Source organism: Frankia umida (assembly GCF_023242945.1).
GTDB classification, from domain to species: Bacteria; Actinomycetota; Actinomycetes; order Frankiales; family Frankiaceae; genus Frankia; species Frankia umida.
In genome coordinates this window covers 30,066-54,118 of sequence record NZ_JALKFT010000034.1, presented here as the reverse complement: position 1 = coordinate 54,118, position 24,053 = coordinate 30,066, and the positions used below count along the sequence as shown (strand labels likewise).

General features: G+C 70.5%; 20 protein-coding genes and 2 pseudogenes. 11 read left to right on the top strand and 11 right to left on the bottom strand.

What is annotated here, in order from left to right; all coding sequences use genetic code 11:
• Positions 1 to 165 precede the first annotated feature (165 nt).
• Positions 166 to 414 (top strand): annotated as a pseudogene (locus tag MXD59_RS22320) (IS30 family transposase); the annotation flags it as partial.
• A gap of 277 nt (positions 415 to 691) precedes the next feature.
• Here the strand turns inward: MXD59_RS22320 and MXD59_RS22315 are convergent.
• Together MXD59_RS22315 and MXD59_RS22310 are read right to left on the bottom strand one after the other, a co-directional pair.
• Positions 692 to 4,420, bottom strand: coding sequence for an ABC transporter ATP-binding protein (locus MXD59_RS22315; RefSeq protein ID WP_248826563.1), 3,729 nt, complete (start codon positions 4,418 to 4,420; stop codon positions 692 to 694).
• A gap of 399 nt (positions 4,421 to 4,819) precedes the next feature.
• Entirely contained in the window at positions 4,820 to 5,749 is a 930-nt protein-coding gene (locus MXD59_RS22310) for a LysR family transcriptional regulator (protein WP_248826562.1), read from the bottom strand.
• A 430-nt stretch (positions 5,750 to 6,179) separates the two neighbouring features.
• On the opposite strand from MXD59_RS22310, the gene MXD59_RS22305 reads away from it, so the two are divergent.
• From MXD59_RS22305 to MXD59_RS22275, 7 genes are all read left to right on the top strand, one after another.
• Positions 6,180 to 6,956 (top strand): SDR family NAD(P)-dependent oxidoreductase, encoded by a 777-nt coding sequence (locus MXD59_RS22305; protein WP_248826561.1) that lies wholly within the window; start codon positions 6,180 to 6,182, stop codon positions 6,954 to 6,956.
• Positions 6,957 to 6,983: 27 nt separating this feature from the next.
• Positions 6,984 to 8,618: a rhodanese-like domain-containing protein gene (locus MXD59_RS22300; RefSeq protein ID WP_248826560.1), complete on the top strand. Its 1,635-nt coding sequence runs from the start codon at positions 6,984 to 6,986 to the stop codon at positions 8,616 to 8,618.
• A 45-nt stretch (positions 8,619 to 8,663) separates the two neighbouring features.
• Complete coding sequence (locus MXD59_RS26700; RefSeq protein ID WP_283097317.1) at positions 8,664 to 9,044, top strand: TauD/TfdA dioxygenase family protein; 381 nt, start codon at positions 8,664 to 8,666, stop codon at positions 9,042 to 9,044.
• On the top strand, positions 9,044 to 9,946 hold the full coding sequence (locus MXD59_RS22290; RefSeq protein ID WP_248826559.1) for an ABC transporter permease: 903 nt from the start codon (positions 9,044 to 9,046) through the stop codon (positions 9,944 to 9,946). The genes MXD59_RS26700 and MXD59_RS22290 overlap by 1 nt, the downstream gene beginning before the upstream one ends.
• Positions 9,930 to 10,844, top strand: a complete 915-nt coding sequence (locus tag MXD59_RS22285; protein ID WP_372512171.1) for an ABC transporter ATP-binding protein — start codon at positions 9,930 to 9,932, stop codon at positions 10,842 to 10,844. The genes MXD59_RS22290 and MXD59_RS22285 overlap by 17 nt, the downstream gene beginning before the upstream one ends.
• Before the next feature lie 26 nt (positions 10,845 to 10,870).
• Positions 10,871 to 11,980 carry an ABC transporter substrate-binding protein gene (locus MXD59_RS22280; protein ID WP_248826558.1) on the top strand — a complete coding sequence of 370 codons (1,110 nt, stop codon included), beginning with the start codon at positions 10,871 to 10,873 and terminating at the stop codon, positions 11,978 to 11,980.
• A gap of 116 nt (positions 11,981 to 12,096) precedes the next feature.
• Entirely contained in the window at positions 12,097 to 13,113 is a 1,017-nt protein-coding gene (locus tag MXD59_RS22275; RefSeq protein ID WP_308301763.1) for an aldo/keto reductase, read from the top strand.
• Here the strand turns inward: MXD59_RS22275 and MXD59_RS22270 are convergent.
• Entirely contained in the window at positions 13,094 to 14,485 is a 1,392-nt protein-coding gene (locus MXD59_RS22270) for an NtaA/DmoA family FMN-dependent monooxygenase (protein ID WP_308301762.1), read from the bottom strand. The two genes, MXD59_RS22275 and MXD59_RS22270, sit on opposite strands and share 20 nt — an antisense overlap.
• A 17-nt stretch (positions 14,486 to 14,502) precedes the next feature.
• Positions 14,503 to 15,846, bottom strand: a complete 1,344-nt coding sequence (locus tag MXD59_RS22265; protein WP_248826557.1) for an NtaA/DmoA family FMN-dependent monooxygenase — start codon at positions 15,844 to 15,846, stop codon at positions 14,503 to 14,505.
• Between the two features lie 210 nt (positions 15,847 to 16,056).
• On the opposite strand from MXD59_RS22265, the gene MXD59_RS22260 reads away from it, so the two are divergent.
• On the top strand, positions 16,057 to 17,262 hold the full coding sequence (locus MXD59_RS22260; RefSeq protein WP_248826556.1) for an acyl-CoA dehydrogenase family protein: 1,206 nt from the start codon (positions 16,057 to 16,059) through the stop codon (positions 17,260 to 17,262).
• A gap of 170 nt (positions 17,263 to 17,432) precedes the next feature.
• Here the strand turns inward: MXD59_RS22260 and MXD59_RS22255 are convergent, their stop codons facing one another.
• Positions 17,433 to 18,398: an MBL fold metallo-hydrolase gene (locus tag MXD59_RS22255; protein ID WP_248826555.1), complete on the bottom strand. Its 966-nt coding sequence runs from the start codon at positions 18,396 to 18,398 to the stop codon at positions 17,433 to 17,435.
• 303 nt (positions 18,399 to 18,701) lie between these two features.
• Positions 18,702 to 19,604 carry an oxygenase MpaB family protein gene (locus MXD59_RS22250; protein ID WP_248826554.1) on the bottom strand — a complete coding sequence of 301 codons (903 nt, stop codon included), beginning with the start codon at positions 19,602 to 19,604 and terminating at the stop codon, positions 18,702 to 18,704.
• Positions 19,605 to 19,945: 341 nt separating this feature from the next.
• On the opposite strand from MXD59_RS22250, the pseudogene MXD59_RS27825 reads away from it, so the two are divergent.
• A pseudogene (locus MXD59_RS27825) lies at positions 19,946 to 20,167 on the top strand (transposase); the annotation flags it as partial.
• 434 nt (positions 20,168 to 20,601) lie between these two features.
• Here the strand turns inward: MXD59_RS27825 and MXD59_RS22240 are convergent.
• From MXD59_RS22240 to MXD59_RS22220, 5 genes are all read right to left on the bottom strand, one after another.
• Positions 20,602 to 21,114, bottom strand: a complete 513-nt coding sequence (locus MXD59_RS22240; RefSeq protein ID WP_248826553.1) for a GNAT family N-acetyltransferase — start codon at positions 21,112 to 21,114, stop codon at positions 20,602 to 20,604.
• Entirely contained in the window at positions 21,080 to 21,313 is a 234-nt protein-coding gene (locus MXD59_RS27820) for a type II toxin-antitoxin system RelE/ParE family toxin (RefSeq protein ID WP_308301765.1), read from the bottom strand. Before MXD59_RS27820 ends, MXD59_RS22240 begins: the two co-directional genes overlap by 35 nt.
• 193 nt (positions 21,314 to 21,506) lie before the next feature.
• On the bottom strand, positions 21,507 to 22,100 hold the full coding sequence (gene ybiA, locus MXD59_RS22230; RefSeq protein WP_248826552.1) for a riboflavin biosynthesis intermediates N-glycosidase: 594 nt from the start codon (positions 22,098 to 22,100) through the stop codon (positions 21,507 to 21,509).
• A gap of 903 nt (positions 22,101 to 23,003) precedes the next feature.
• Positions 23,004 to 23,330 carry a helix-turn-helix domain-containing protein gene (locus MXD59_RS22225; protein ID WP_248826551.1) on the bottom strand — a complete coding sequence of 109 codons (327 nt, stop codon included), beginning with the start codon at positions 23,328 to 23,330 and terminating at the stop codon, positions 23,004 to 23,006.
• Positions 23,327 to 23,689, bottom strand: a complete 363-nt coding sequence (locus MXD59_RS22220; RefSeq protein WP_248826550.1) for a type II toxin-antitoxin system RelE/ParE family toxin — start codon at positions 23,687 to 23,689, stop codon at positions 23,327 to 23,329. Before MXD59_RS22220 ends, MXD59_RS22225 begins: the two co-directional genes overlap by 4 nt.
• 129 nt (positions 23,690 to 23,818) lie before the next feature.
• On the opposite strand from MXD59_RS22220, the gene MXD59_RS26695 reads away from it, so the two are divergent.
• Complete coding sequence (locus MXD59_RS26695) at positions 23,819 to 23,950, top strand: hypothetical protein (RefSeq protein ID WP_283097314.1); 132 nt, start codon at positions 23,819 to 23,821, stop codon at positions 23,948 to 23,950.
• The last annotated feature ends 103 nt before the right edge of the window (positions 23,951 to 24,053 follow it).

The following is a 24,053-nucleotide window of genomic DNA, read 5'->3' as shown; positions in this document are numbered from 1 at the left end:
CGTCCAACTCGCCGAGGGTCGTCCCTGGATGCCCGCAACCACCTAACCGAAGATCAAAGCGATACCTGACCAGTTACAAAATCTCTAGTCGGACTAAAGGGGCGTAAATTTTCGAAAGGGATGATATGACGCAGGTGTCGCCGACCTCACCGTGGGCAAGGAAAAAGGTTCCAGGTCGTGACGCTGGTCGAGCGCACCACCAGGTTCGTCCTGCTCGTCCGGATTCCCTACGACCGCAACGCCGAGAAGGTTGCCTATCTGCTGGCCCGGAAGATGGAGACCCTGCCCGAGTTCATGAAGAACTCCGTCACCTGGGATCAGGGCAAGGAGATGGCCCGGCACGCGAAGTTCACCGTTGCCACCGGTATGCCCGTCTGTTTCTGTGATCCGCATTCGCCGTGGCAGCGGGGGTCGACCTGATCGCCGAGCCGTCGCCGCTGGCGCTGGAGCGCGCCACCAAGGCCGCGGCGGGGACCCGGCACCCGCAACGCGCGCGTCGTCCTCGCCGACGCCGGACCTGGTGCGGTCGTCCGTCACCGCGTCCTGGCTGCGCCAGCTCGGCCTGAACGAGGTCGCGGCCCTGCCGGTGACAGCGGCGGAACTGACCGAGTCGGGGCCCGGGCCCATCGCCTTCCGCGAGTTCCCCGCGGCCGAGCCGGCGGCGGCATCCGCGGCGGTGGGCCAGCGCCGCTCACCATGCTCCGGCGTCGAGGGGCGCGGTAAGCGGCCCGCCGTCGGCGGCCGCTGCCCACAGCTCGGCGTAGCGGCCGCCGAGGGCGATCAGCTCGTCGTGCGAGCCATCCTCGGCGATGGTGCCGTTGTCGACGACGAGGATGCGGTGCGCGGCTCTGGCGGTGTGCAGGCGATGGGCGATGAGCAGGGTCGTGCGACCGCTGGACACCAGGCCCATCGCCCGCTGGACCCGCGCCTCGGTGGCGAGGTCGAGGTTGGCCGTGGCCTCGTCGAGCAGGAGGATCGCCGGGTCGACGAGCAGCGCCCGCGCGAGACTGAGCAGCTGGCGCTGCCCCGCGGACAGCGAACGCCCCTGCTCGGAGACCGGGGTCAGGTAGCCCCGCGGCAACCCGGCGACGAACTCGTGTGCGCCCACCGCCCGCGCCGCGCGTTCGACCTGCAGGTCGCTGGCGTCCGGGCGGCCGTAGGCGATGGTGGACCGGATCGTGCCGGAGAACAGGAACGGTTCCTGCGGGACGTAGCCCAGCTGGTGCCGGTAGGCGGCCAGGTCGAGCTCGGTCAGGGGGACACCGTCGACGCGGACGGTGCCCCGCGAGGCGTCGTGGAAGCGGGCCACCAGCTTGACCAGCGTGGACTTGCCGGCGCCCGTGGTGCCGACCAGTGCCACGACCTGGCCGGGCGGGATGAACAGGCTCACGTCGTTCAGGGCCACCAGGCCGGTCCCCTCGTAGGCGAAGGTGACGTGCTCCAGGCTGATCTCGCCACGCAGCCGGCCGGGCGGCAGCACCGGGTGAGCGGCCTGCGGGGTGGCGGTGCGGGTCCGGAGCAGCTCGCCCAGCTGGCGCGCGGCCGCGTTCGCCTGCAGCCACTGGTCGAAGACGGTGGACAGCTGCTGGATGGGTGTGAAGAACTGGTCGAGGTAGAGCAGGAACGCGATCAGCAGGCCGGGGCTCAGCGACCCGTGGGCCACCTGGTGTGCGCCGACCACCAGCGCGACGGTCTTCGCGACGGTGCTGAGCAGCTGCAGGAACGGGAAGTAGCGGGCCTGGTACTCCGCCGCGAGACATCGGGCCTGGCAGTAGGACTCCGCGAGCGCCGCGAACCGGGCCTCGTTGGCTGGCTGTTGGCCGTAGGCCTGGCTGACCGCGACGCCGGCCAGGCTTTCCTGCAACTCGGCATAGAGCACCGAGATCCGCTCGCGGGCCACCTGGTAGGTGCGGCCCGACGCCCGCTGGAACCAGTACGTCGAGGCGACCAGCGGCACCAGCACCACCGCGACGGCCAGCGCCAGCGACGGGCTGAAGACGGCCAGCGCCACGGCGATACCCGCCATGCCCACCAGGCTGGTCATGGCGGCCAGCAGGCCCTGCTGCAGCAGCAGGGCGAACGCCTCGATGTCGGAGGTCATCCGGGTCATGATCGCGCCGGCCGGGCTGCGCTCGTAGAAGCTCAGCGACAGCCTCTGCAGGTGCGCGAAGGTGCGCACCCGCAGACCGACGAGCATCCGCTCGGCGGTGTGCTGCGAGCGGTAGGTCATCGCCCGTGCGTTGAACCAGACGATCACCTGCACCACCAGCAGCGCGGCGCAGACGGCGGCGAGCACCCGCACGGAACCACGGGAGACACCGTGGTCGACACCGAAGCGGATCAGCGCGGGGATCCCCGCACCTGCGGCGGCGTCCACCGCCACCAGCGCCGCGACCAGCGCCAGCGGCACCCGGAACCGGCCGAACTCGGCGCTCAGCGAGAACCCGTCCACGGGCCGCATCGCCTCGGCCACGTCGACGTCTGCTTCACCGCCGAGCGCCGGCAGCGCCGCCACGGCGGCGAGCAGCTCGGCCGAGCCGGTCGTGAGCCCCGCCAGCCGTGCGGTGTCGCCCGCGGGCCCGGCGCCCGGACCGCCGGCGGCCGCGGCGATGGCCTCACTCCCGTGGCTGCTTGTCTTCGGCGCGCCGGCCCGGTCGACGTCCACGGGCCACGCGGCCAGGTCGATCGCGTCCACCGGCCGGACTGAGGTGGTCGGCCCGGCGCCGGGGCCCGGACCGGTGAGCAGCTCGCGGAACAGTGCGGACCGTGCCAGTAGCTCCTCGGTGGTGCCCTCGTCGACGATGCGCCCCGCGTCCAGGACGACGACGCGGTCGGCGAGGCGCAGCGTCGAGAACCGCTTGGCGATCAGCACGGCGGAGCGGGTGCCGAGAACCTCCGTCAGGGAGGCGTGGATCGCGTGCTCGGTGCGGGCGTCGATGGCCGAGGTGGCGTCGTCGAGAACCAGCATCCGCGGGCCGGCGAGCACGGCCCGGGCCAGGGCGAGGCGCTGGCGCTGGCCACCCGACAGGGTGAAACCGCGTTCGCCGACCACGGTCTGGTAGCCGTCCGGCAGCCCGGCGACGAAGCCGTGCGCGTGTGCGGCGACCGCGGCGTGCTCGATCTCGTCATCAGTGGCGTCGGGGCGCCCGAAGGCGATGTTGTCGCGGATGGTGCCGGAGAACAGGAATCCCTCCTCCGGCACGATCCCGATCGAGGCGCGCAGCGAGGCGAGGGTGTAGTCGCGAACGTCGCGGCCGTCGACCCGCACCGTGCCGCGGTCCGGGTCGTGGAAGCGGACCAGCAGCTGGGCCAGCGTCGACTTGCCCGATCCGGAGGCGCCGACGATCGCGATCCGTTCGCCCGGTGCCACCCGCAGGCTGACGTCGCGCAGGACCGGTTTCCCGTCGGCGACGTCGACGTCGACGTGGTCGAGTTCGAGCAGGCCGACCGGGTCGCGCAGCGGCACGGCGTCCGGTGCCTCCACGACGGCCGACTCCGTGGCGAGCAGCTCCACGAGCCGCGCTGCGCCGGCCCGCGCCTGCTGGCTGGTCACCAGCATGCCGGACAGGAAGCGCACCGGCGTCACCAGCTGCAGGACGTAGCTGGAGAAGGCGAGGAAGACGCCGAGCGAGGCATGGCCGCGCAGCACCAGGAAGCCGCCGAGGGCGAGCACCGCGAGCTGGGTCAGGCCGGGGATCGTCTCCAGCGTCGCGCTGAAGAAGGCGGTGATCCGCGCGGTGCGCAGCCGGGACCGGAACAGCGCCCGGGCGGCGCGGCCCAGCTCCGCCTGCTCCTGCGCGTCCTGCCCGAACGCCTTGACGACCCGAACCCCGGTGACCGCCTCCTCGACGACCCCCGCGACCGCGCCCTTGTAGTACTGGTCGGCCCAGCTGGCGGGGAAGGAGCGGCGGCGGAAACAGACCGCGACGGCGAAGAACACCGGAACGGAGACCGCCATCACCAGCGCGAGCAGCGGCGCGAGGATCACCATCACCACCACGGCGACGACCAGCAGCGTCAGGCTGCCGAACGTGATGCCCAGCTGCTGCAGGAACATCTGGATGAGCGTGAGGTCGGACGTCGCGCGCGACATCACGTCGCCGGAACGGAACCGGTCGCGGCCGGTCGCGTCGAGGTACTGCAGGTGGTGGTGGACGCGGATCTGCAGGTCGCGCTGGCTGCGTACGGCCGCCTTGAAGCCGACGCGGCGGCGCAGGTAGTTACCGAGGTAGCTCGCCGCGCCGGCGACCAGCAGGAGCGTGGTCCACACGGCGAGCGAGCGGTCGTGACGCAGGATCGTGTCATCCAGGATGACCTGTTGGATCAGCGGCAGCAGACCCAGCGTCGCCTGGCCGGCGACCGCGAGCGCGATGGCCCACCGGATCGAGCGGAGATTTCGCCCCAGCAAAGGGGCGAGCATACGCAGAGCACCCTTGCGCGCCATGCTCACGTCGACCTTTCCGAAGGGGCCGTCTGATTTCCGGCGTGCGCGGTCGAGGGGACGGGCGACACTACGTGTGTGGCGCGGCACCCGTCCGTCGGACGGCGCGGCCCAGACCCGCCGCCACCGTTCCCTGCCGGCGGACATGGGCGGCTCGCCCGACTCGTCAGACGTTAACGCAGGGCGAAGGAATGTTTATTAAGTTTGTCTACAGTAACGATTTAGCATCAATTTGTTGATTGTCGATGCGCTCGACCCGGATCGTGAGGGGCGGCCACCCGCGGCTGTCACCGTTGCGCGGAGAACCCGCGGAGGACTGCTGGAATGCCGAGGTTCGCGCACGCACCGCACCGCATCGCCACCGCTGGCATCACGCGGTCACGAAGCGACGCTCAGCTGCGGCTCGCCCAGCGCCTGGGCGCCGATCACGCGCAGCGTGCGCAGGATGTGCGCGATGTTCGGGTCGGCGCGACGCCTGGTCCGCACGACCGCGCTGACCGTGCGATGCCCGACCGGGACACCCTCGACGATGAGGTGCTCCAGGTGTGGTGGCACCGACAGTCGGGGCACGATCGCCGGGACGACGCCGGTGGCGGCGAGGTCGCAGACGATCTGGGCGGTCACCAGCCGGTGCATGATCCGCGGGGTGAAACCGGCTCGCTCGGCGGCGCGCAGCAGAGCGATGTCCAGGCTCGAGTCGACCAGCCCTGTCACCCACGCGAGGTCCGCGAGGGCGGCGAGCCCTCGGCTGCGCACCCGCGGGTGCAGCCGGGTGGGTACCAGCAGCGCGAACGGCTCGACCAGCAGGGTCTCCTGGGTCAGCCCACTGAGCATGTCCTGAGCCTCGAAGTCGCAGCGGTAGATGATCGCGACGTCCACCTCGTTCTGGCGCAGCAGGCGCAGCGCGTCGCCCGCGTCGGCCTGCTGCAGCCGGATCTGCAGGTGTGGCTTGTCCGTGCTCAGGCGATGCACGAGCGGCGCGGCGAAGGCGGGGATGCCCAGGTTGTAGGACGCGACGGCGACCTGGCCGGAGATCTGGTCACGCTCGGCCGCCAGCGCGCTCATCGCGTCGTCCATGGCGCCCAGCACGACGCGCGCGTGCTCGACGAGGACGCGGCCGCTGCGGGTGAGGCCCAGGGTTCGCCCGTCCCGGCGGAACAGGATGGCGCCAGTCTCCTGCTCAAGCACCCGCAGCTGTTGGGACACGGCGGAGCTGGTGATGTTGCGCCGCTCGGCGACGGCGGTGACCGTGCCGAAGTCGGCGAGATCGCGGAGCAACATCATGCGGCGCAGGTCGAGCATGCTCATGGTTACCTCGGGGGTGAGCGAGTTGACCGCCACGACGCCGGGCAGGGCCGGCCGGCGTCGACGATGAACGTCTGGAAAAGGCGTGACGGGCCCGACCATCAGCGGGGCGGGCCACCATTCGGTTACCGGACGAAGCGGATCAACAACAGGCGGCGGCGCAGGCACGCATGAGATCCACATGCAGACGCGCGACGAGGTCCATCCTGCTGCTCACCCGCCGATGATGGCACAGACCTGCATGAACACACCACCTTGTCGATCGAACCGATCGACTTTCGCGCGGCGTGGCCGGGCGGCGCGTGGCCACGGTTAAGCCCAATTCCACCTGTTTCCGTAGAGGAACTTGCTTGTTCGGCATGTCGTAGGCCCCGCACGCTGAGCCGGTCCCGGCAGCCGAACGCTGCCACCGTGCACTCGATCGGGGAAACCTGTGGGTCTCGAACTGGCTGGCAAGCGTGCGATCGTCACCGGCGGCGGCACCGGCATCGGCCGTGCCATCGCCGAGGAACTGGCTCGCGAGGGCGTGCGGGTCGCGATAGCGGGGCGTCGCGAGGACGCGCTGGACCGGGCGGCCGCCGCGATCCGGGAGTCGACCGGCGCCGACGTTCTCGCCGTGCGGGCCGACACCGGCGACGACGACTCGGTGCGGGCCCTGGTCGACACCGTGCGGACGGCTTTCGGCGGCGTCGACATCCTCGTGAACAACGCCGCCGAGCAGCCCGCCCAGCACGGCCCGAGCCTGCACGACGCCGACGACGCGTGGTTCCAGCGGCAGCTCAACGTCAAGGTCATCGGCTACCTGCGGACGATCCGCGCAGTCGCCCCGCTGCTGGTCGAGAACGGCTGGGGCCGCATCATCAACATCAGCGGCACCGGCTCCCGGTCCACGGTCTCGGTCATCGGCTCGGTGCGCAACGCCTCGGTCACCGCGCTGACCAAGAACGTCGCCGACGAACTCGGCCCCCATGGCATCAACGTCACTGTCGTCCACCCCGGGCCCACCCGCACCGAGCGCTACACCGAACTGGTCGAAGCGAGGGCGCCCGGCACCGCGGCGGGGCCGGGCGCGGACACCGTCATCGGCCGGGTGATCGAGCCGTACGAGGTCGCCTGGGTCGTCGCCTTCCTTGCCTCCCCGCGCAGCGTCGCCATCACCGGGGACGGCGTCTTCGCCGGCGGCGGCGTGCCCGGGTCCATCCACTACTGAGCCCCGACACCAGCCCGGGAGAACCCCATGACCGACTTCACCACCCTCACCATCGACGCCACCGGACTGCGTGCGCTGCTCGGCGGCGGCGCGGAGTACGCGCTCGTCGACGTCCGCGAGCCGGGCGTCACCGCCGAGCAGGGCTCGATCCTGCTGGCCGTCTCGATCCCGCTCAGCGTCCTGGAGCGCCGGGTGGGGGCGCTCGTCCCCCGCCGGGACACGCCGGTCATCACCTATGACGGGGGCGACGGCGACGGCGGGCTCGCGGAGCGCGGCGCGGCCCGGCTGCGCGAGCTCGGCTACACCGATGTCCGCGTGCTTGCGGGCGGGCTCGCCGCGTGGGCCGAGGCCGGGTACAAGGTCCACAGCGGCGGAGACCACGTCATCGGGCAGGCCTTCGGCGAGTGGATCGAGGAGATCTACAAGACGCCGCACATCAGTGTGCCCGAGTTCCTCGAGCGCCGGGCCGCCGGTGAGGACATCGTGCTGCTGGACAGCCGGCCCATCGGCGAGTTCACGAACCACAGCCTGCCCGGCGGGACGTCGATCCCCGGCGCCGAGCTCGTCTACCGGGCCGCCGAGGTGGTGTCCTCGCCCGAGACCCTGGTCGTGGTCAACTGCGCCGGGCGCACGCGCAGCATCCTCGGCGCCCAGGTCCTGATCAACGCCGGCCTGCCGAACCGGGTCGTGTCCCTGGAGGGCGGCACCCAGTCGTGGGTGCTGGAGGGCCACGAGCTCGACCACGGCCAGCGGTCCGAGGCGCCGCTCCCGACGGGCGCGGCGCTGGACGCCGCGCGGGCGGCCGCAGACCGCTTCCGCGAGCGTTTCGGTATCCGGCACATTGACGCGGCGACGCTGGCGCGCTTCGCCGCGGACGACACCCGCTCGCTCTACGTCCTCGACGTGCGCACGCCCGAGGAGTTCGCGGCCGGCCACCGGCCCGGTTCGCGCTCGGCGCCGAGCTGGGACGTCGCGCCGTGGGTGTTCCGGCATGTCGGGACGCACGGTTCCCGCGTGGTCCTCGTCGACAACGACGGCGTGCGGGCCACCGTCGCCGCCTCCTGGATCATCCAGCTCGGCTGGGCCGAGGTCTTCGTCCTCGACGGCGCGCTCGACGGCGTCGAGCTGGAGACCGGGCCGGTGGTGAGCCCGGACCTCGGTCTGCCGAGCGGCGGCCCGCGCGCCGTCACCCCCGGCGAACTGGCCAGCGCGCCGGCAGGGGAGACGCTCGTGCTCGACGTCGCCCCCAGCCCCGACTACCGGGCCGGTCACCTGCCCGGGGCGTACTTCGCCATCCGCGCCCGGCTCACGGAGTCACCCTCCGCCCTGCCCGGCACCGGGCCGACCGGCACCGGGCCGATCGTGGTGACCTCCTCCGACGGTGTGCTCGCCCGGTACGCCGCCGCCGACCTCACGGCCGTCACCGACCGGGAGGTAAGGGTGCTCGACGGCGGTACCGCCGCCTGGCGTGCCGCGGGCCTGCCCGTGGAGACCGACCAGGTCACATGGCTGCACGAGCCGAACGACGTCGTCAGCTCCGGCTGGCGCGAGACCGATCCCGAGGCACGCAGGGCGGGATTCCGCCGCTACCTGGCCTGGGAACTCGGTCTTGTCGCCGAGCTGGACCAGGACGACACGGTCCCGTTCACGACGTTCGCCTGACCGCATCAGGTCCGCCCAACCGCATCAGCCAGTAAGGACCGGTTCATGAGCACACTCGCCTCAGGCCCACGATTTCGGCGGCTGAACGCCCACTTCGGCGCCGAGGTCACCGGCGTCGACCTGACGGCGGACCTCGACCCGGCGACCATCGCCGAGCTGCGGGCCGCCTGGCTGGAACACCAGGTGCTCCTCTTCCCCGGCCAGCACCTCGACCCCGCCGGGCAGGCTCGGTTCGCCGCGGGGATCGGCGAGCTCACCGCAGGCAGCGCCGTGCTGAGCCCGATCGAAGTCGACAGCCCCGTCGTCGCCTTCGACTCCCGCAGCTTCCGCAGCGACGACGGCTACCACCGCGTGCAGCTGCGCGGAACCCGTCCTGTGGGCACCGGCGACGGCGTCGGGGTCGGGGTCGGGGTCGGAGTGGCGTGATGGCGACCATGGAACTCGTCACCGACACCGCGCCAGCGCCGGACCGCAACAGCGCCGCGAAGGCCACCCTCGACCGGGCGCTGGTCGATCTCAGCCCGGACGGCCACGGCCGCGGGGTGGAGATCCGGCGGCGGATCCGTTTCTGGAGCGGCTGGACGCTGCGCATCGGCGTCCCCGTTTTCCTGGTCGTTTTCTGGCAGCTGGCGCTGAACTGGAAATGGACCTCTGAGGACACGCTGCCCTCACCGAAGACGATCCTGGAAGCCTACAAGTACCTGTGGAACAACGGATCGCTGCAGGACGCCATCCCGGTGTCGCTACGCCGTGCCGGCACGGGCCTGCTGATCGGCGGTTTCGCCGGCCTGCTCCTCGGTATCTTCGCCGGCCTGTGGAAGATCGGCGAGGAGATCTTCGACGCCACCCTGCAGATGCTGCGGACGGTGCCCTTCATCGCCCTGGTGCCGCTGTTCGTCACCTGGTTCGGCATCGACGAGTCGTCCAAGCTCGCGCTCATCACCGCGGCCGCGCTGTTCCCGCTCTACCTGAACACGTTCCAGGCGGTGAAGAACACCGACCAGAAGCTCATCGAGGCCGGGAGGACCTTCGGGCTCAGCGGTTTCCAGATAGCCCGCCGCATCATCTTCCCGACGGCGCTGCCCGGCATCCTCACCGGCCTTCGCTTCGCCTGTTCGTTCTCGCTGCTGTCGCTGGTGCTGGCCGAGCAGGTCAACTCCACCGCCGGCATCGGTTTCCTGATCATCAACGCCCAGAACAACCAGCGCCCGGACATCGTCATCGCCGGTATCTGGATCTACGCGGTGCTGGGCATCCTCATCGACCTGCTCATGCGAGGCGTGGAGCGCCTCGCCCTGCCCTGGAGGGCCCGTGTCGGCATCGGCTGAGATCCTGGACAACGCGACCGTCGCCGGGGCGCCGCCCGCCGCGGCGCCGGCGGACGGCGCGGGCCACGTGGTCGACGTGCTGGGCGTGCGGCGGGTCTTCAACGGCCGGGCGGTGCTCGACGGTGTCGACCTCCAGCTGCGCAAGGGGGACTTCGTCGCGCTGCTCGGCCCGTCCGGGACGGGCAAGACGACCCTGCTGCGCATCCTCGGCGGCCTCGACACCGCCGACGGGGGACGCGTGATCGTTCCCCGGGCGCGCTCGACCGTCTTCCAGGAACCGCGTCTGATCCCCGCCCAGAAGGTGTGGCGCAATGTCGTGCTCAGCGCTCCCCGGCCGCGGGCCGCGCGCCGCCGGGCGACGGACGCCCTGGCCGAGGTCGGCATCGCGGGGCACGGAGACGCCTGGCCGCGCACGCTGTCCGGCGGCGAGGCCCAGCGGGTGGCACTCGCCCGCGCCCTGGTCACCGAGCCGGACCTGCTGCTGCTCGACGAGCCGTTCGCGGCCCTCGACGCGCTGACCCGGATCCGGATGCATGACCTGTTGGCGGCGCTGTGCGCGAGGCATGAGCCGGCTGTCGTCCTGGTCACCCACGATGTCGACGAGGCGATCCTGCTCGCGGACCGGGTCCTGGTGCTCTCGAACGGCTCGATCGCCCTGGACCAGGCCGTCACCATCGACAAGCCCCGCAACCGCGACGATCCGCGATTCCTGGATTTGCGGGCGACGCTGCTCGAGCAGCTCGGCGTCGCCCGCACCGTCGGTGGCGGCGATGCGGGCGCCATCATCCCCGCCGGCGGCAACTCCGCAGGCATCCATTCCGCCAGTCACCATTCCGCCAGTCACCATTCCGCCAGTCACCATTCCGCCGACCAGACATCCGCAACGGACCCTCAGTGACCAACCCACGAGAAAGACCGCCTTTCATGTTCACCAGAAAGAAGCCCTGGCGTCTCCTCCAACGCGCGTCCGCCGCCACCGCGACCATCGCCCTGGCTGCGGTGGTCGCCGCCTGCGGGAGCGATGGCGGGTCCTCCACCGGGAGCGGGGCTTCGCCGGCCGCGGGCGGTGCGACGAGTGGGTCCTCCGTCGACCTCTCCGGTGTCAGCCTCAAGATCGGCTATCAGACCGCTGACTTCCCCGCGCTGCTCAAGGCGTCCGGCCTGTTCGAGGACACGCCGTACAAGTTCCAGATCCCGATCATCGCCGGGCCGGCGAACCAGCTCGCCGCGCTCTACGGCAAGCAGATCGACGTCGGCCAGACCGGCGAGAACACCGCCGCGTTCGAAGCCGCCAACGCCGCCACCCCCTGGGCCGAGAACGCCGCGCCCATCCAGGGCTTCGCCGTGACGTGGACGCCCGACGCGCCCTACCTGTCGGCCGTGTACGCGAGCAGGAGCTCCGGCATCAGATCGCTGGCCGACCTGCGGGGCAAGAAGATCGGCTTCAACTACGGCGGCAACATCTACGCCGAGTACGTCATCGCGCTGCAGAAGAGCGGTCTTGGCCTCAAGGATGTGCGCGGCGTGCAGTTCCCGAGCAACCAGGCCGCGGCCAACGCCTTTCTCGCCGGCAGTCTGGACGCCGTCGTCACCAGCTACAGCCTCGTGAAGAAGCTGGTCGATTCCAAGGACGCGGTCGAGATCGCCGACATGGCCTCGCTCGGCCTCATCGGCGGCAGCGGCTGGATCGCCCGGACCGACGTCCTGAAGAACCCGGCCAAGCTTGCCGCGATCAAGGATTTCTACGGGCGGCTACGGACCTTCTACGAGAAGTGGATCCCGACCCACGAGGCGGAGTACGTGAAGGTTCTGGTGGACCAGGTGGGCCAGAAGCCCGACGTGGCCCAGGTGAACTGGGAGAACGCCAGGCACTCGACCTTCTACCGGATCGGCGATCCGAAGTTCCTGCGGATCCAGCAGGTGACCGTGGACGCCGCGTTCGAGTACGGCGGGCTCAAGACCGATGTCGCGCCGAAGCTCGGGTTCAACTACACGACGGTCCTGGACAGCGTCACGACCGGCCCGGCCAGCTGATCCGCTGCTGGCCACCGCCCGGCCGGGCCCTGCGCTCGCGGCAGGCCCGGCCGGGCTTTCGCATGACCTGATGAGCCGCCTACAGCGGATCCGTGCGACCGAGGGAGACAACGACGGTGACAGGCACCATTGCTCGACGCAGGCTCGGCGCCCACGGCCCGGAGGTCTCCGCGCTCGGCCTGGGCTTCATGAGCTTCGTGCGGTCCGCCGCCGCCGACGAGCAGAGGCTCGCGACGGCGCTGCTCGACGAGGCGATCGAGGCCGGCATCACCTTCTTCGACACCGCCGACGTCTACGGCCCGGACGTCAGCGAGACGCTGCTCGGCCGTGCCATCGCCGGGCGCCGGGACGATCTGGTGATCGCCACGAAGTTCGGTAACGCACGCGACCGCGACACCAACCCGGACGCCCGCGGGGTGGACGGACGCCCGGAGTACGTCCGCGCGGCGGTGGAAGGCTCGCTGCGGCGCCTCGGCATCGACCACATAGACCTCTACTACCAACATCGCGTCGACCCGACGGTCCCCATCGAGGAGACCGTCGGCGCGCTGGGGGAGATCGTGGAGGCAGGCAAGATCCGTTACATCGGCCTGTCCGAGCCGGGGCCGCGGACCCTGCGCCGCGCGCATGCCACCCATCCGGTCACCGCGATCCAGAACGAGTGGTCGATCTTCAGTCGGGACATCGAGGACGGGACGCTGCCGATCGCCCGGGAGCTGGGCATCGGCATCGTCCCCTACTCGCCGCTCGGGCGGGGATGGCTGACCGGACGGGTGCGCAGCCGCGAGGACCTGCAGGGGCATCGGCTGGCGCATCCCCGGTTCGCGGCGGAGGTCTTCGACGCCAACCGGGCGCTCGCCGACGAGGTCGCGGCGATCGCCGCCGAGGTCGGCGCCCTGCCCAGCCAGGTGGCACTCGCCTGGGTGCTCTCGCGCGGCGAGGACGTCGTCCCGATCCCCGGCACCCGCCACGGCGCGTACCTGCGCGAGAACGTCGGGGCACTGGGCGTCACCCTCGCGCCGGAGCAGGCCGAGCGACTGACGGGGATCGCCGAGCGGGTCCGGGGAGAGCGGGCCCTGCGCCCGGCCGCGATCGGGGTGGAGGCACCCCCGCTCACGGGCGCCGTGTCCTGACTCGGCGCGGCGGCGCCGGGGCCGGGGCCAGCTCCGGCGCCGCCGTTGCGGGGGAGGACGATGCCGGGATGCGCAGGCCGAGGTGTCCGCGCAGCGTCGTGGACTCGTACTCCCTGCGGAAGATGCCGCGGCGCTGCAGCTCCGGTACCAGCTGGTCGACGATGAGATCGAGACCGTCGGGGTAGAAGTCGTGGTTGAGGTTGAAGCCGTCGGCGGCGCCCGCGGTGAAGAACGCCTCGATCTCGTCGGCGACCTGTTCCGGGGTGCCGACCACCATGCGGTGCCCGCCGCCGGCGATGTGCCGCTCGAGGAGGTCGCGGACCGTCAGGTTCTCGTTGCGGGCGGTCTGGAGCACGGAGGTGGCGAAGCCGTGGCTGGACGGCTTCCAGCCCGGTGAGTCGATCAGATCCCACGGCGGCTGCCGGTCCGGTCGCAGGCTGTCCACCGGCAGGCCGAGCTGGGCGGCGAGTGAGGCCAGCGCGTCGGTGTCGTCGGTGGACAGGCTGGCCAGCAGGTCGCGGCGCTCGCGCGCCTCGGCCTCGGTGCTGCCCAGCACCGGCCACAGCCCTGGCAGGATGAGAACCTCGTCCGGGTCGCGGCCATAGACATCACGCGCCCGGGACCTGACCCTGCGTGCGAAGTCCCGGCCCTGCTGGAGGCTGTGTTCGGCGCAGAACACCGCGTCGGCGTACTTCGCGGCCAGGTCGATGCCCTGCGGCGACGCCCCGGCCTGCAGCACGACGGGGTGGCCCTGCGGCGAGCGCGGTACCTGGTACCAGGTCCGCAGCCGCAGATGTTCGCCGGTGTGCTCGACCTCCCGGACCCTGGCCAGGTCGGTCAGCTCGCCGGAGTCCTGGTCGCCGACGAGGGCGTCCGGGTCCCACGACTGCCACAGCGCTTTGATCACCGAGATCGCCTCGTCGGCCCGGCCGTAGCGGGCGTCGCGGTCGGGGTGGGCGTCCAGCCCGAACTGGGCGCCGGCCCGCGTCGACTGTGTGGTGACGACGTTGATGGCGGCCCGGCCACCGGAGACCAGGTCGAGGGAGGAGGCGAGGCGGGCGATGTGGTAGGGGTGCCGGTAGGTGGACGACACCGTCGCCACCAGCCCGACATGCGTGGTCGCGCGCGCGATCGCGGTCAGCACGACGAAGGGATCGAGCGCGTTCCACGGCCGGGTGAAGTCCTGCTGGGCGAAACCGTGTGTTTCGGCGAGGAACACCGCGTCGAGCAGGCCCCGCTCGGCGGTCCGACCGAGCTTCTCCCATTCGGCGATGTCGACGAAGCCGAGCGGGTCGTCGCGCAGGCGCCACCCACCCGGCGCGCGCCCCAGCGCGTTCGCGTTGACGTTCAGATGCAGCTGGCGGGTGCTCACGGTCGGTGGTCTCCTGATCAGGCGAGGGGCGTGACCGCCGCGGTGGCGGCGGGAGAGGCATCGGGTGCGAGCGGCGGGAGGCCGTAGTGGCCGCGCAGGGTGGTGGAGGTGTACTCGCGGCGGAAGATCCCCCGTCGCTGCAGCTGCGGGATCAGCTGGTCGGCCACCTGCTCCAGACCGGACGGGAAGACGTCGAAATTGATGTTGAAGCCGTCGGCGGCTCGCTGGGTGAACCACACCTCGATCTCGTCGGCGACCTGCTCCGGCGTCCCGACCAGGGCGTTCTGCGCGTGCACGCGCCGTTCCAGCAGCTGGCGGACGGTGAGGCCCTCCCGGCGCGCCACCGACAGCACCGCGGTCGCGGCGCCCACGCTGCGCGGCCGCCACTCGGGGGAGTCGACGACATCCCAGGGCAGTGTCCTGTCCACGGCCAGCAGATCCACCGGGATGCCGAGCTGTGTCGACAACGCGCTCAGACTGGCGGCGTCGACGGTGGCCGGACCGTCCAGGTCGGCGCGGCGTGCCTTCGCCTCGGCCTCGGTGCCGCCGAGCGTGATGTTCAGGCCGGGCAGGATCAGCAGCTCGTCCGGATTACGGCCGTGGGTGGCGGCGCGTGCCTTCAGCGTGCGGTAGAACTCCTGCGCGGTCGGGATGGTGTTGGCCGCGCAGAACACCGCGTCGGCATGCTGGGCGGCCAGGTCGATGCCCCGCGGTGAGGCGCCGGCCTGAACGATCACCGGCTGCCCCTGGGCGGAGCGTGGGAACTGAAAACGCCCGGTGAAGCCGACGTGCGCGCCGTCGTAGTCCACTGTCGACACCAGGTGCTCGTGCACCAGCTCACCGGTCTCGGCGTCGGCGACGAGGGCCGCCGGGTCCCACGAGTTCCACAGCCGCTTGACGGCGATCAGCACCTCCTCGGCGCGGGCGTAGCGGACGTCTCGCTCGGGCAGCACGCCCCGGCCGTACAGCGCCGCCGCCGCGTCCTCACCCGAGGTGACGATGTTGACCGCCGCCCGACCGCCGGAGGCGAGGTCGAGTGTCGCGGCGCGGCGGGCGACGTCCCATGGCTGGTAGAAGGTCGCCGACAGCGTCGCGACCAGGCCGATGTGGCGGGTCGCGCGGGCCACGGCCGTCTGGAGCATGAACGGGTCGAAGGCATGCCAGGGGCTGCTGAAATCGGTGGCTCCCAGATGGTCGGCGAGGAACACCGCGTCGAGCAGGCCGCGCTCGGCGATCCGCCCGAGCTGCTCCCACCGGGCGAAATCCAGAAACCAGGTCGGCGGATCGCTGCGCCGCCAGCTGTTCGGCGGCTTCGCGAGCCCGTTGCCGTTGACGTTCAGATGCAGGAGTCGTTCGGCCACCCCTGCATCCTTCGGGGCAGCCGCCCCCCCGAGGAAGGAGAAACGGCTACAGGTTCGGTGAAGCAGGTCTTCGCGGTCGGCGGCGGCGCGGCCGGGGCGGGTCCGGCCGCGACAGTTAAGCGCGGGGCGTCCCATCGCGTTAGCCGGACCGCGTTGATCCCGCTCGCGCAGGGAGGCAAAGCTGGGTTGCCACACCGAGAAGGGGCCCCGATGACCGACCTTGCCGAAGCCACCGCAGCCGTCACCTATGGCTCCCCCCGGTTGCGGGAGCTGATCGAACACATCGCGCAGGGCGCCCTGGGACGCGACGAACGTGACGAGCTGCCGTTCGAGGCGATCGACGCCGTCCGGCGGGCCCGGCTCGGCGCGATCCGGCTGCCCGTCGCCCAGGGCGGCGGCGCGTCGCTCGTCGAGCTCTACAAGCTGTTCATCGAACTGGGCGCGGCCGACTCCAACGTCGCGCACATCCTGCGCAGCCATTTCGGTGTCGTGGAGAACCTGCTGCGCGGCACCGGCCCCGGTGCCGCGCGATGGCTGGAGCACGTCGCCCGAGGAGAGCTGATCGGCTCAGCGGCAACCGAGCTCGGCGCGAAGGCCGGCGCGACCGACTTCCCGTACGAGACCACGATCACCCGGACGCCGGACGGCCAGCGCCTGAACGGGACGAAGCATTACACCACCGGCAGCCTGTACATGGACTGGTTGCTGGTCAGCGCCACCGGCGTCGACGGCGAGAAGACGCAGCTGATCCTCCCTGGTGACCGCCCGGGCGTGCACCGGCCCAACGACTGGGACGGCTTCGGTCAGCGCTTCACCGGCAGCGGCACGGTGACCTTCGAGGACGTCGCCATCCACCCCGAGGACTACTTCGGCACGGACGCATCGGCCGGCGACGCCCTCCCGTACCCCGCGACGTTCTTCCACATCCAGCTGAACGCGATGATCGCCGGCATCCTGCGACGGGTGGCCAGCGACGCCGTCGAGCAGGTGCACCGCCGCACGCGGGCGTTCTACCACGCGAACGCCGACACGCCCGCCGACGACCCGATCGTGCAGTACAGCGTCGGGCTGCTGCACAGCCAGGCGTTCGCGGCCGAGGCTCTGGTCCTCACCGCCGGGGCGGCGCTGCAGGAGGCCTACGCGGCGCACGGCACTCCCGAGGAGGCTGAGCTCTCGCTGCGGGCGGCGCTGCTGAACGCCAAGGCGAAGGTCGTCATCGACGAGCTCGCCAACCGCGCGACCTCGGAGCTGTTCGACGTCGGCGGCGGCTCCCTGGTCCGCCGCGGCGCCCACCTGGACCGACACTGGCGAAACATCCGCGCGATCGCCGCCCACAATCCGAAGACGCTCAAGGCGGTCGTGGTCGGCCGCCACGCACTCCACGGCACGCCGCCACCCAACCAGGGCTTCTTCTGAGCTTGTCCTTTAGTACTACAGCCGCACTTGGCGTGATAGGAGCCCTTCCGCGGATAGCGCCAGCGTCCACGCTGCGCCAGGGAGTGAAGATGCCGCGCGGCAGTACGCGACATGTGCGGGCGTCGTGCGGGACGGGCACCGCGTAGGGAGTGCGGAATCCCCGGCGCCGTTCAGACGGATGTGGGCATGGGATGACCGAGCCAGGTCACCGCGTCGCAGAGGGCCGCGACCAGGTCCAGTTCGTGGCCGGCGTGGTCGGCGTGGACGCGATGGAGATTGAGTACCAGCCGCTCGGCGTCCGCCCAGTCTGCGAACTCGCCGAGCCGCGCGTCGCGAGCGATCTCCAACGGCGTCGCACCACGGGCGAGCCCGCGGTCTGCCTCGCTGAGCACGAACTGGAAGTAGCGACGATGCTCGTCGAGCACACGGTCGATCTCTCCGCCGGCCAGCACCGGGCCATGCCCGGGCACGATCACCTCAGGCGCCATCCCTGCCAGCCAGTCGAGTGCGGTGAGTGCTCCCGTCACCGAGCCCATGAACACCAGCGGAGTCAGGCCGGCGAAAAGCAGGTCCCCGGCGAACAGGATGCGATCGTCGGGAAGCCACGCGACGAGGTCTCCGGTCGTGTGGGCCGGACCGCCGGGGTGCAGGAGGTCCACACGCCGTTCACCGACGTGCACCGTCGCTGCCGCCGTGATCGTGACGTCGGGCAGGCGCCGCCGGACGCGCCCCCAGTCCGGGATCGGCGACCAGAACGCCGGGCAGCCGTCGATGATCGGGTCGGTGCGTAGGCCTTCCCGCATCCGCTCATGACCGATCAACACCGTCGCCGCGGGCAGAAGGCTGTTGCCGTAGGTGTGGTCACCGTGCTGGTGGGTGTTGACCGCCCACCGGATCGGGGCTCCACCGGTGACATCACCCAGCGCGGTGAGGAACCGGTGGGTGCGCCGCGCGGTGGCGCAGGTGTCGATGACCAGTGTTTCCCCGTCACCGCTCACAGCACCGGCGTTGTTCACCCACCAGGACCCGTCCGGCTGCACCCAGGCATACACACCCGGTCGAAGTTCGCACAACTGCGCCGCGTCGGGCGCGGCCGACGGGTCTCGACCCGCGAACCCCTGGGATTGAGTCGACATGTGATCACCTACCCATGGTGACGTCAAGGGGTCGAAATGACCGCGAGCTGAACCGGACCCCACCACAGCACTGTTACGTGTAGCGAGCTTAACATTACCTTCCGTGGGAGCGCGGTCGGGTCGGCTGGGCACAGCGAGCGGCGGTCGTCGGAGCGTGGTCACACTCCCCGACGAAGCTGGCGACGACGACACCGGGGAGGTTGCTCACACAGCGGATGGCCGCGTCGGCGTAGCGGTCGACGAAGTGGAACCGCAACCCGACACAGCCCGCGCCAAAGCCTCGACGGCTCACATCACACTCTCTCAGACCAGGGCGTCGCCGAAATCACCGTCTTCGCCAGGGGAGCGCGCCGAGCCCGTGGGGAAGGTGCCGAGCCGGGAGACGTCGTACCCCTGGGGGTAGCCGCGGAGCTCGGGGCGCTGCCGGGCGTACAGCGACTCGGTGCGCGGTGGGAGCAGCCGCACGACCCGCCCGCGCAGCCGCACGGCTCCCGCGCACAGGCTCTGCTCGGCGCGGGAAAAGCGCGGGTAGCCGAGCGCCGCGCGCAGCGGGTCGTCCATCAGTCCCAGCGCGAGGCGCCTGACCAGGGCGGCAGGCAGGCGACGCGTGAGGGGGAAGGTCGTGAACAGATCGAGCGCGGCGTCGCCGACGGCCCGCCCTCCCGGGTGGTGCGCGAACCGTTGCACCTCGTAGCTGTCGAGGTGGGCGGCGAATTCCTGGTGGGTGCGGGGCATGTCCGTGACGCCCAGGTGCCTGCCCAGTTCCCGGTAGTACTCGGCGCCGGCGGCTTTCTCCGTCTCGCTCAGTCGCCGCCAGCCGAACCGGTCGATCCAGCGGATCGGCTGGACGACGAACGTGGACAGCACGTATACGTAGTCCGCGTTGGTGATCGGATAGGCATGGTGCATCTGGTTCATCCGGCGAATCGCTGCCCGCCCCTCGACGCTGGCGAACCCGTGCTCGAGCACCGCGTCGAGAATGAGGACGGTGTCCTCGAAGCGTTTCTGGGACCGTGTCGTGAACTCTCCGGTGCTGGCCAGCAGCCGGCCGACCGACGGGACGGCGAAGGTGCGGAAAAGCGCGAAGGACATCGCGTTGAAGTAGTCCCATGGGAACTCGCAGGTCGAGCTGATCCGGTAGATCTCGTGAAAGTCCGATGCCGGGTCGAGCCGCTCGATCCGGCGCAGCCCGTCGAACCGCTTCATCGATCTCCCCCCGACCGGAAACGGCGGCCCCTGCCGCCGCGTGCGGTGTCCGACACCGCTGCTGTCCAACTCCGCGCACAGTAGCCGCACGGCGTCATCGTCGCACCCTGACATCGCATGATGGGACATTCTTCCCGCCGTGCGACCGGCCGGAACACCCTTGGCCGCCGGGCTCGGATCCGGGCCCGCGGTAGGACCGATCGTCGCGATCATCCAAGGAAACCCGTTATGAGTGAAGGTGAGAATCGGACTCGGTGTCGCCTCCATCCCGGTGTCCGCCTTGCCGGCGGGCGAACCGTTCGCGGCGGGCCGCGTGAGCACGGTCGAGAGGGCCTGAGAGAGTGTTATGTGAGCGGTTGAGGCTTTGGCGCGTGCTGTGTGCTGATGCTCTTTCTGGTCCTGGTCCTGGTCCTGGCCCGGTCCTGGACTCCTGGAAGGCCCGGCGCCCTTCGGTCAGCGGCCATACCGGCCGTTACGACCTCCGTGAGATCGTCAACACGATCCTTTGCCAGGCCCGGACCGGCTGCCAGTGGCGCTATCCGCCCCACGACCTGCCTCCGCCCGGCGCGGTCTACTACTACTTCGGGACCTGGCGCGACGACGGCACCACCAGGACCGTCCATGACCTGCTGCGCTGGCCGGCCCGCGAGCGGCGCAGACGCCGCGCCGACCCGAGCGCGGTCGTGTTGGACTCCCAGACCGTCCGGGCTTGCACCAACGCCCCGAGGGACACCACGGGACTGGACCCGGGGAAGAAGAGCCCGGGACGTACACGAGGGCTGGCGGTGGACATTCTCGCTCTGCTCGACCGGGTCGCCGCGCAGGGACCGGGGGTGCGTAAGGCATGGGTGGACGCGGGGTTCAAGAACACGGTGGTCGACCACGGCGCCGCTGTGGGGATCGAGGTCGAGGTGGTTCACCGTGAGCCCGAGGCCCGAGGCCCGAGGGTTCGCCCCGGAACCGAAACGGTGGGTGGTGGAGCAGGCCTACGGGTTGGCTACGACCTGAATCCAAGCTGCTCTCTTGCCACGATCCTGGCCTGGCCCGTCGAGTGGCTTGCTTCGCGCCGCATGGCGACGGTTGAGCCAGCTTCCCGATCGTCCCATGGCTGTCCTCGGACCACGAAGCCCGCCCGCTCGTAGAAGGGGACGGCCAGAAGCCGGGCGTTGCACCACAGGATCCCCCCGCCCCGGGCACCCGCGTACTCGATAAGCGCGGCGAGCAGGTGTGCGCCGACTCCGCGGCGCCGGTGGTCGACGTCGACGGCCATCCAACGCAGCCGCCACCCAGCCTCACCCCAGGGCGACTCCTGCCTGATCACCGTGCCGGTCCCGACGACCTCGCCACCGAGCAGCCTGACGATCACATGCGCCGTGTCCGCATTCCGATCCCCAGGCGTCTCCACCTCGCCCACGGTCAGACTCGGCCGCAGCACCCGCTGCCGCAGACCGAACGTCTCCTCGACAGCGACGCGCTCAAGCCGGACGTCCGCTATCCGCTCTGCGCTCACAGGACGATTGTTGTCCCCCTGTCCCGGTTGAGGCCTTGTCTCCGGCAACGTCTCCGGCAATGAGCAGGACCGCGCGGCGCTCGGGGTCGAAGACGAACAGAATGCGGACCTCGCTCGCTCCGCTCGAGGCGGGCCTGAGCTCCTTGAGGTTATGGAGTCGTGAACCCTTGATCCGGTCAACCCGCGTGTGTCGTCGCATAGGCATCGCGGCGATCATCACCGTCGGTCGAGACATCCGTCCGTTCACCGCGAGGGGCCTCGCAACTGCCACCGCGCAGTTACCCGATCACGACCAGGTCCGGCGCTCCCGCCGGAGCCTGCCTTGGCGGCGACGCCGGCCGGCGGAGCACGAACGCTGCCGGGCCACTAACCGGCCTCGATGCTATGCACCGTCAGGATCGCAGCGCCGCACGCACGTCCATGAGCGCGAAGCCGAGAAGGTTCAGACCGGGCCAGGCGACCGGAGACCCGGCGCGTGGATCCGTCGCCGTCAGGCCGATTCCCCAGACCGCGTCCAGCGGGCTGGCCTCCACCAGAACATCGTCACCGGTGCCCCGAAGAAAGCCGCGGAGCCGGTCATCCTGCGAGAACTTCGCGAGGTTGCCCGCCGCGACGATCCCGTAGCGGTGCCGTTCCCAGGTCGCCTCATCGAAGCCGCGGACGCGGCGGCCAAGTGCCTTCGCTCGGGCCGGGTCCGGCGCGGCGAGGATCGCCTCCGCGGTTTCGTCGTCGCCGAACAGCCTCGCCTTGCCCGCCATCATGAAGTGCTCTGCCGTGGCGTACCGCTGCCCGTCGACGGTGAACGCCGAGGCAAACCACTGGCTCAGACAACTCGCCCCGACCCCGCCACCGGCCGTCGGCCGGTGACCCCAGAAGAACCGGAACGGCAGCGCCACACCGTCGAACTCCGCCTGGATCAGATCCGCCACGGCAAGCGGATGCCCGAACTTCCGTACCGGCGCTGACTCTCGCGGCTCTCTGATCACGAGTGTGATCCTTCCGCAAAGCCACACCCAGCCGCACCTGCTTTTCCCAACCACCGCGAGGTCTCCCGCCTGCACGCGGCCCCACGAGCCTGACCAGCTGGCTGGGCAGCGTCCGTAGGATGTCGATCTCCCGTGGGGTCAGACCCGCGACCGTGGGCCTGACGGCTGACCAGCTGGCGGGAGGCGGTGCCGTGACCGGCGGAGCCGTGTCAGCGACAGAGCCATGGCCGCATCGGTGGGGGTACGACGGGAAAGGCCGTTGCGCGGTCCAGAACGGTGGTGAGGCGGGCCGCGGCCGCCGAGTCAAACTGGAAAGACCACGCCGGCCTGGGCCAGCCGGACAGTGGCGACCAGAGGCCCCTGAGCAGGTAGCCGGCCACGCCCGCGCGTCACATGGTCCATGCCCGCGCACCCAGTTTTCGCCCGCCGCTGGGCCGTCCGGGCAGCGGATCATCCTTGGGCGTCAGCGAAGGCGGAAGACATCCACGCCGTCGCTGTCCACGGCCCGCCGGCCCCAGCACTTCGGTCAGGCGGAGGCGGTTCGCATGGCTGCAACACGGTCATCCGGCCGGGGCTCGAACCAGCCGTCGAGGCCCTGACCAGCACCGTTACACGGCGCTGGATCTTAATCCAATAGATCAAAAACCGCATTCACCCAGGCCCCAAGCGTGATCAGAAAATGGGTGCACCGGTGTACGAACCGATCAATCCTGGTCATCGGCCCTGAAGTCACCGTCCGTCCGGTCGCCGTACGCACCCTGACCGGGGGCGATGCTCGATGACCGCGGGCGCCAAAACATCATCTAAAGAATCGAACATATGTTCCATGTGTCTGGCGGTTCCAGAGGGACGGCGCGCCCGCCCACCGTGATCGTGCGTGGGGGCCGGTCGGGTTGGCTGCTTTCAGCCAATGACGAGCCGTTCGCCGCCGAAGTCCGCAATGATCTCCAGGCGTCCCCCGAGCGCTTTGACGTAGGCGGCAAGGGTGCGTAGTTCGCTGGCATCGACGTTGGCCCGCTCGATGGCGGAGACACGTTCCTGCCGAACGTGCATGCGATCGGCGACGTCGGCCTGGGTGAGACCCAGACGCCGGCGCATCTCGGCGAGCCGATGGGCGCGGTTCTCCGCCACGAGCCGCCCCGCTCCCGCCTCGACCTCGCGGCGGTCGCCTTCCTCGGGGAAGAACTCTTTCAGGAAGCCGTCTCTGTCATACCCGTGGGTGGTGCTCATGCGTCACGCTCCTTGAGATGGAGGGCGTAGCGGGCTTCGGCCAGCGGGATCGCCCTGTCATACCAGGCCGACCACTGCCCGGCCTTGTCTCCGGCGACGAGCAGGACCGCGCGGCGCTCGGGATCGAAGACGAACAGGATCCGGACCTCGCTGGCGCCACTCGAGGCGGGCCTGAGCTCCTTGAGGTTGTGCAGGCGTGAGCCCTTGATCCGGTCGACAAACGGCCGCCCCAGGCTCGGACCCTCGTCGAGAAGAGCGGTCACGGCCTGGCCGACGAGGATCGCAGTGTTCCGGTCCGTTCGGCGTAGGTCATGCAGCCACTCCCGGACCTCGTTGACGATCTCGAGGTGGTAGGTCACGGCATCCTCTTCGGGGCGTGGGGTTCAGTACCTGAGTATACTGCCATCCTGCCGACGCGCAGGCCGGTCGCGTCGCTTCGGTCTCCCCTTGGACCCCTCGGCCGGCTCGTCGCCGAGCACGAACCGTAGATGCTCGCCGCGCACCGAACAGCGGTCGCGTCCCTGGCCGGCGCCACAGACACGTCGACGATCACGGCACTACGCAGAGCCGGCACCTCGACAACCGCCGACCTCATGGATCGTCTGATCCGCGACCACTGAACGCGGAAGATTGACCCGGACGGATCCGGGAGGTTGGCGGCAAAGAGGATGAGCGGCGTGATCGAAAGCTCAGCATCGAAGCCGCCTCTCATACTCACATTGA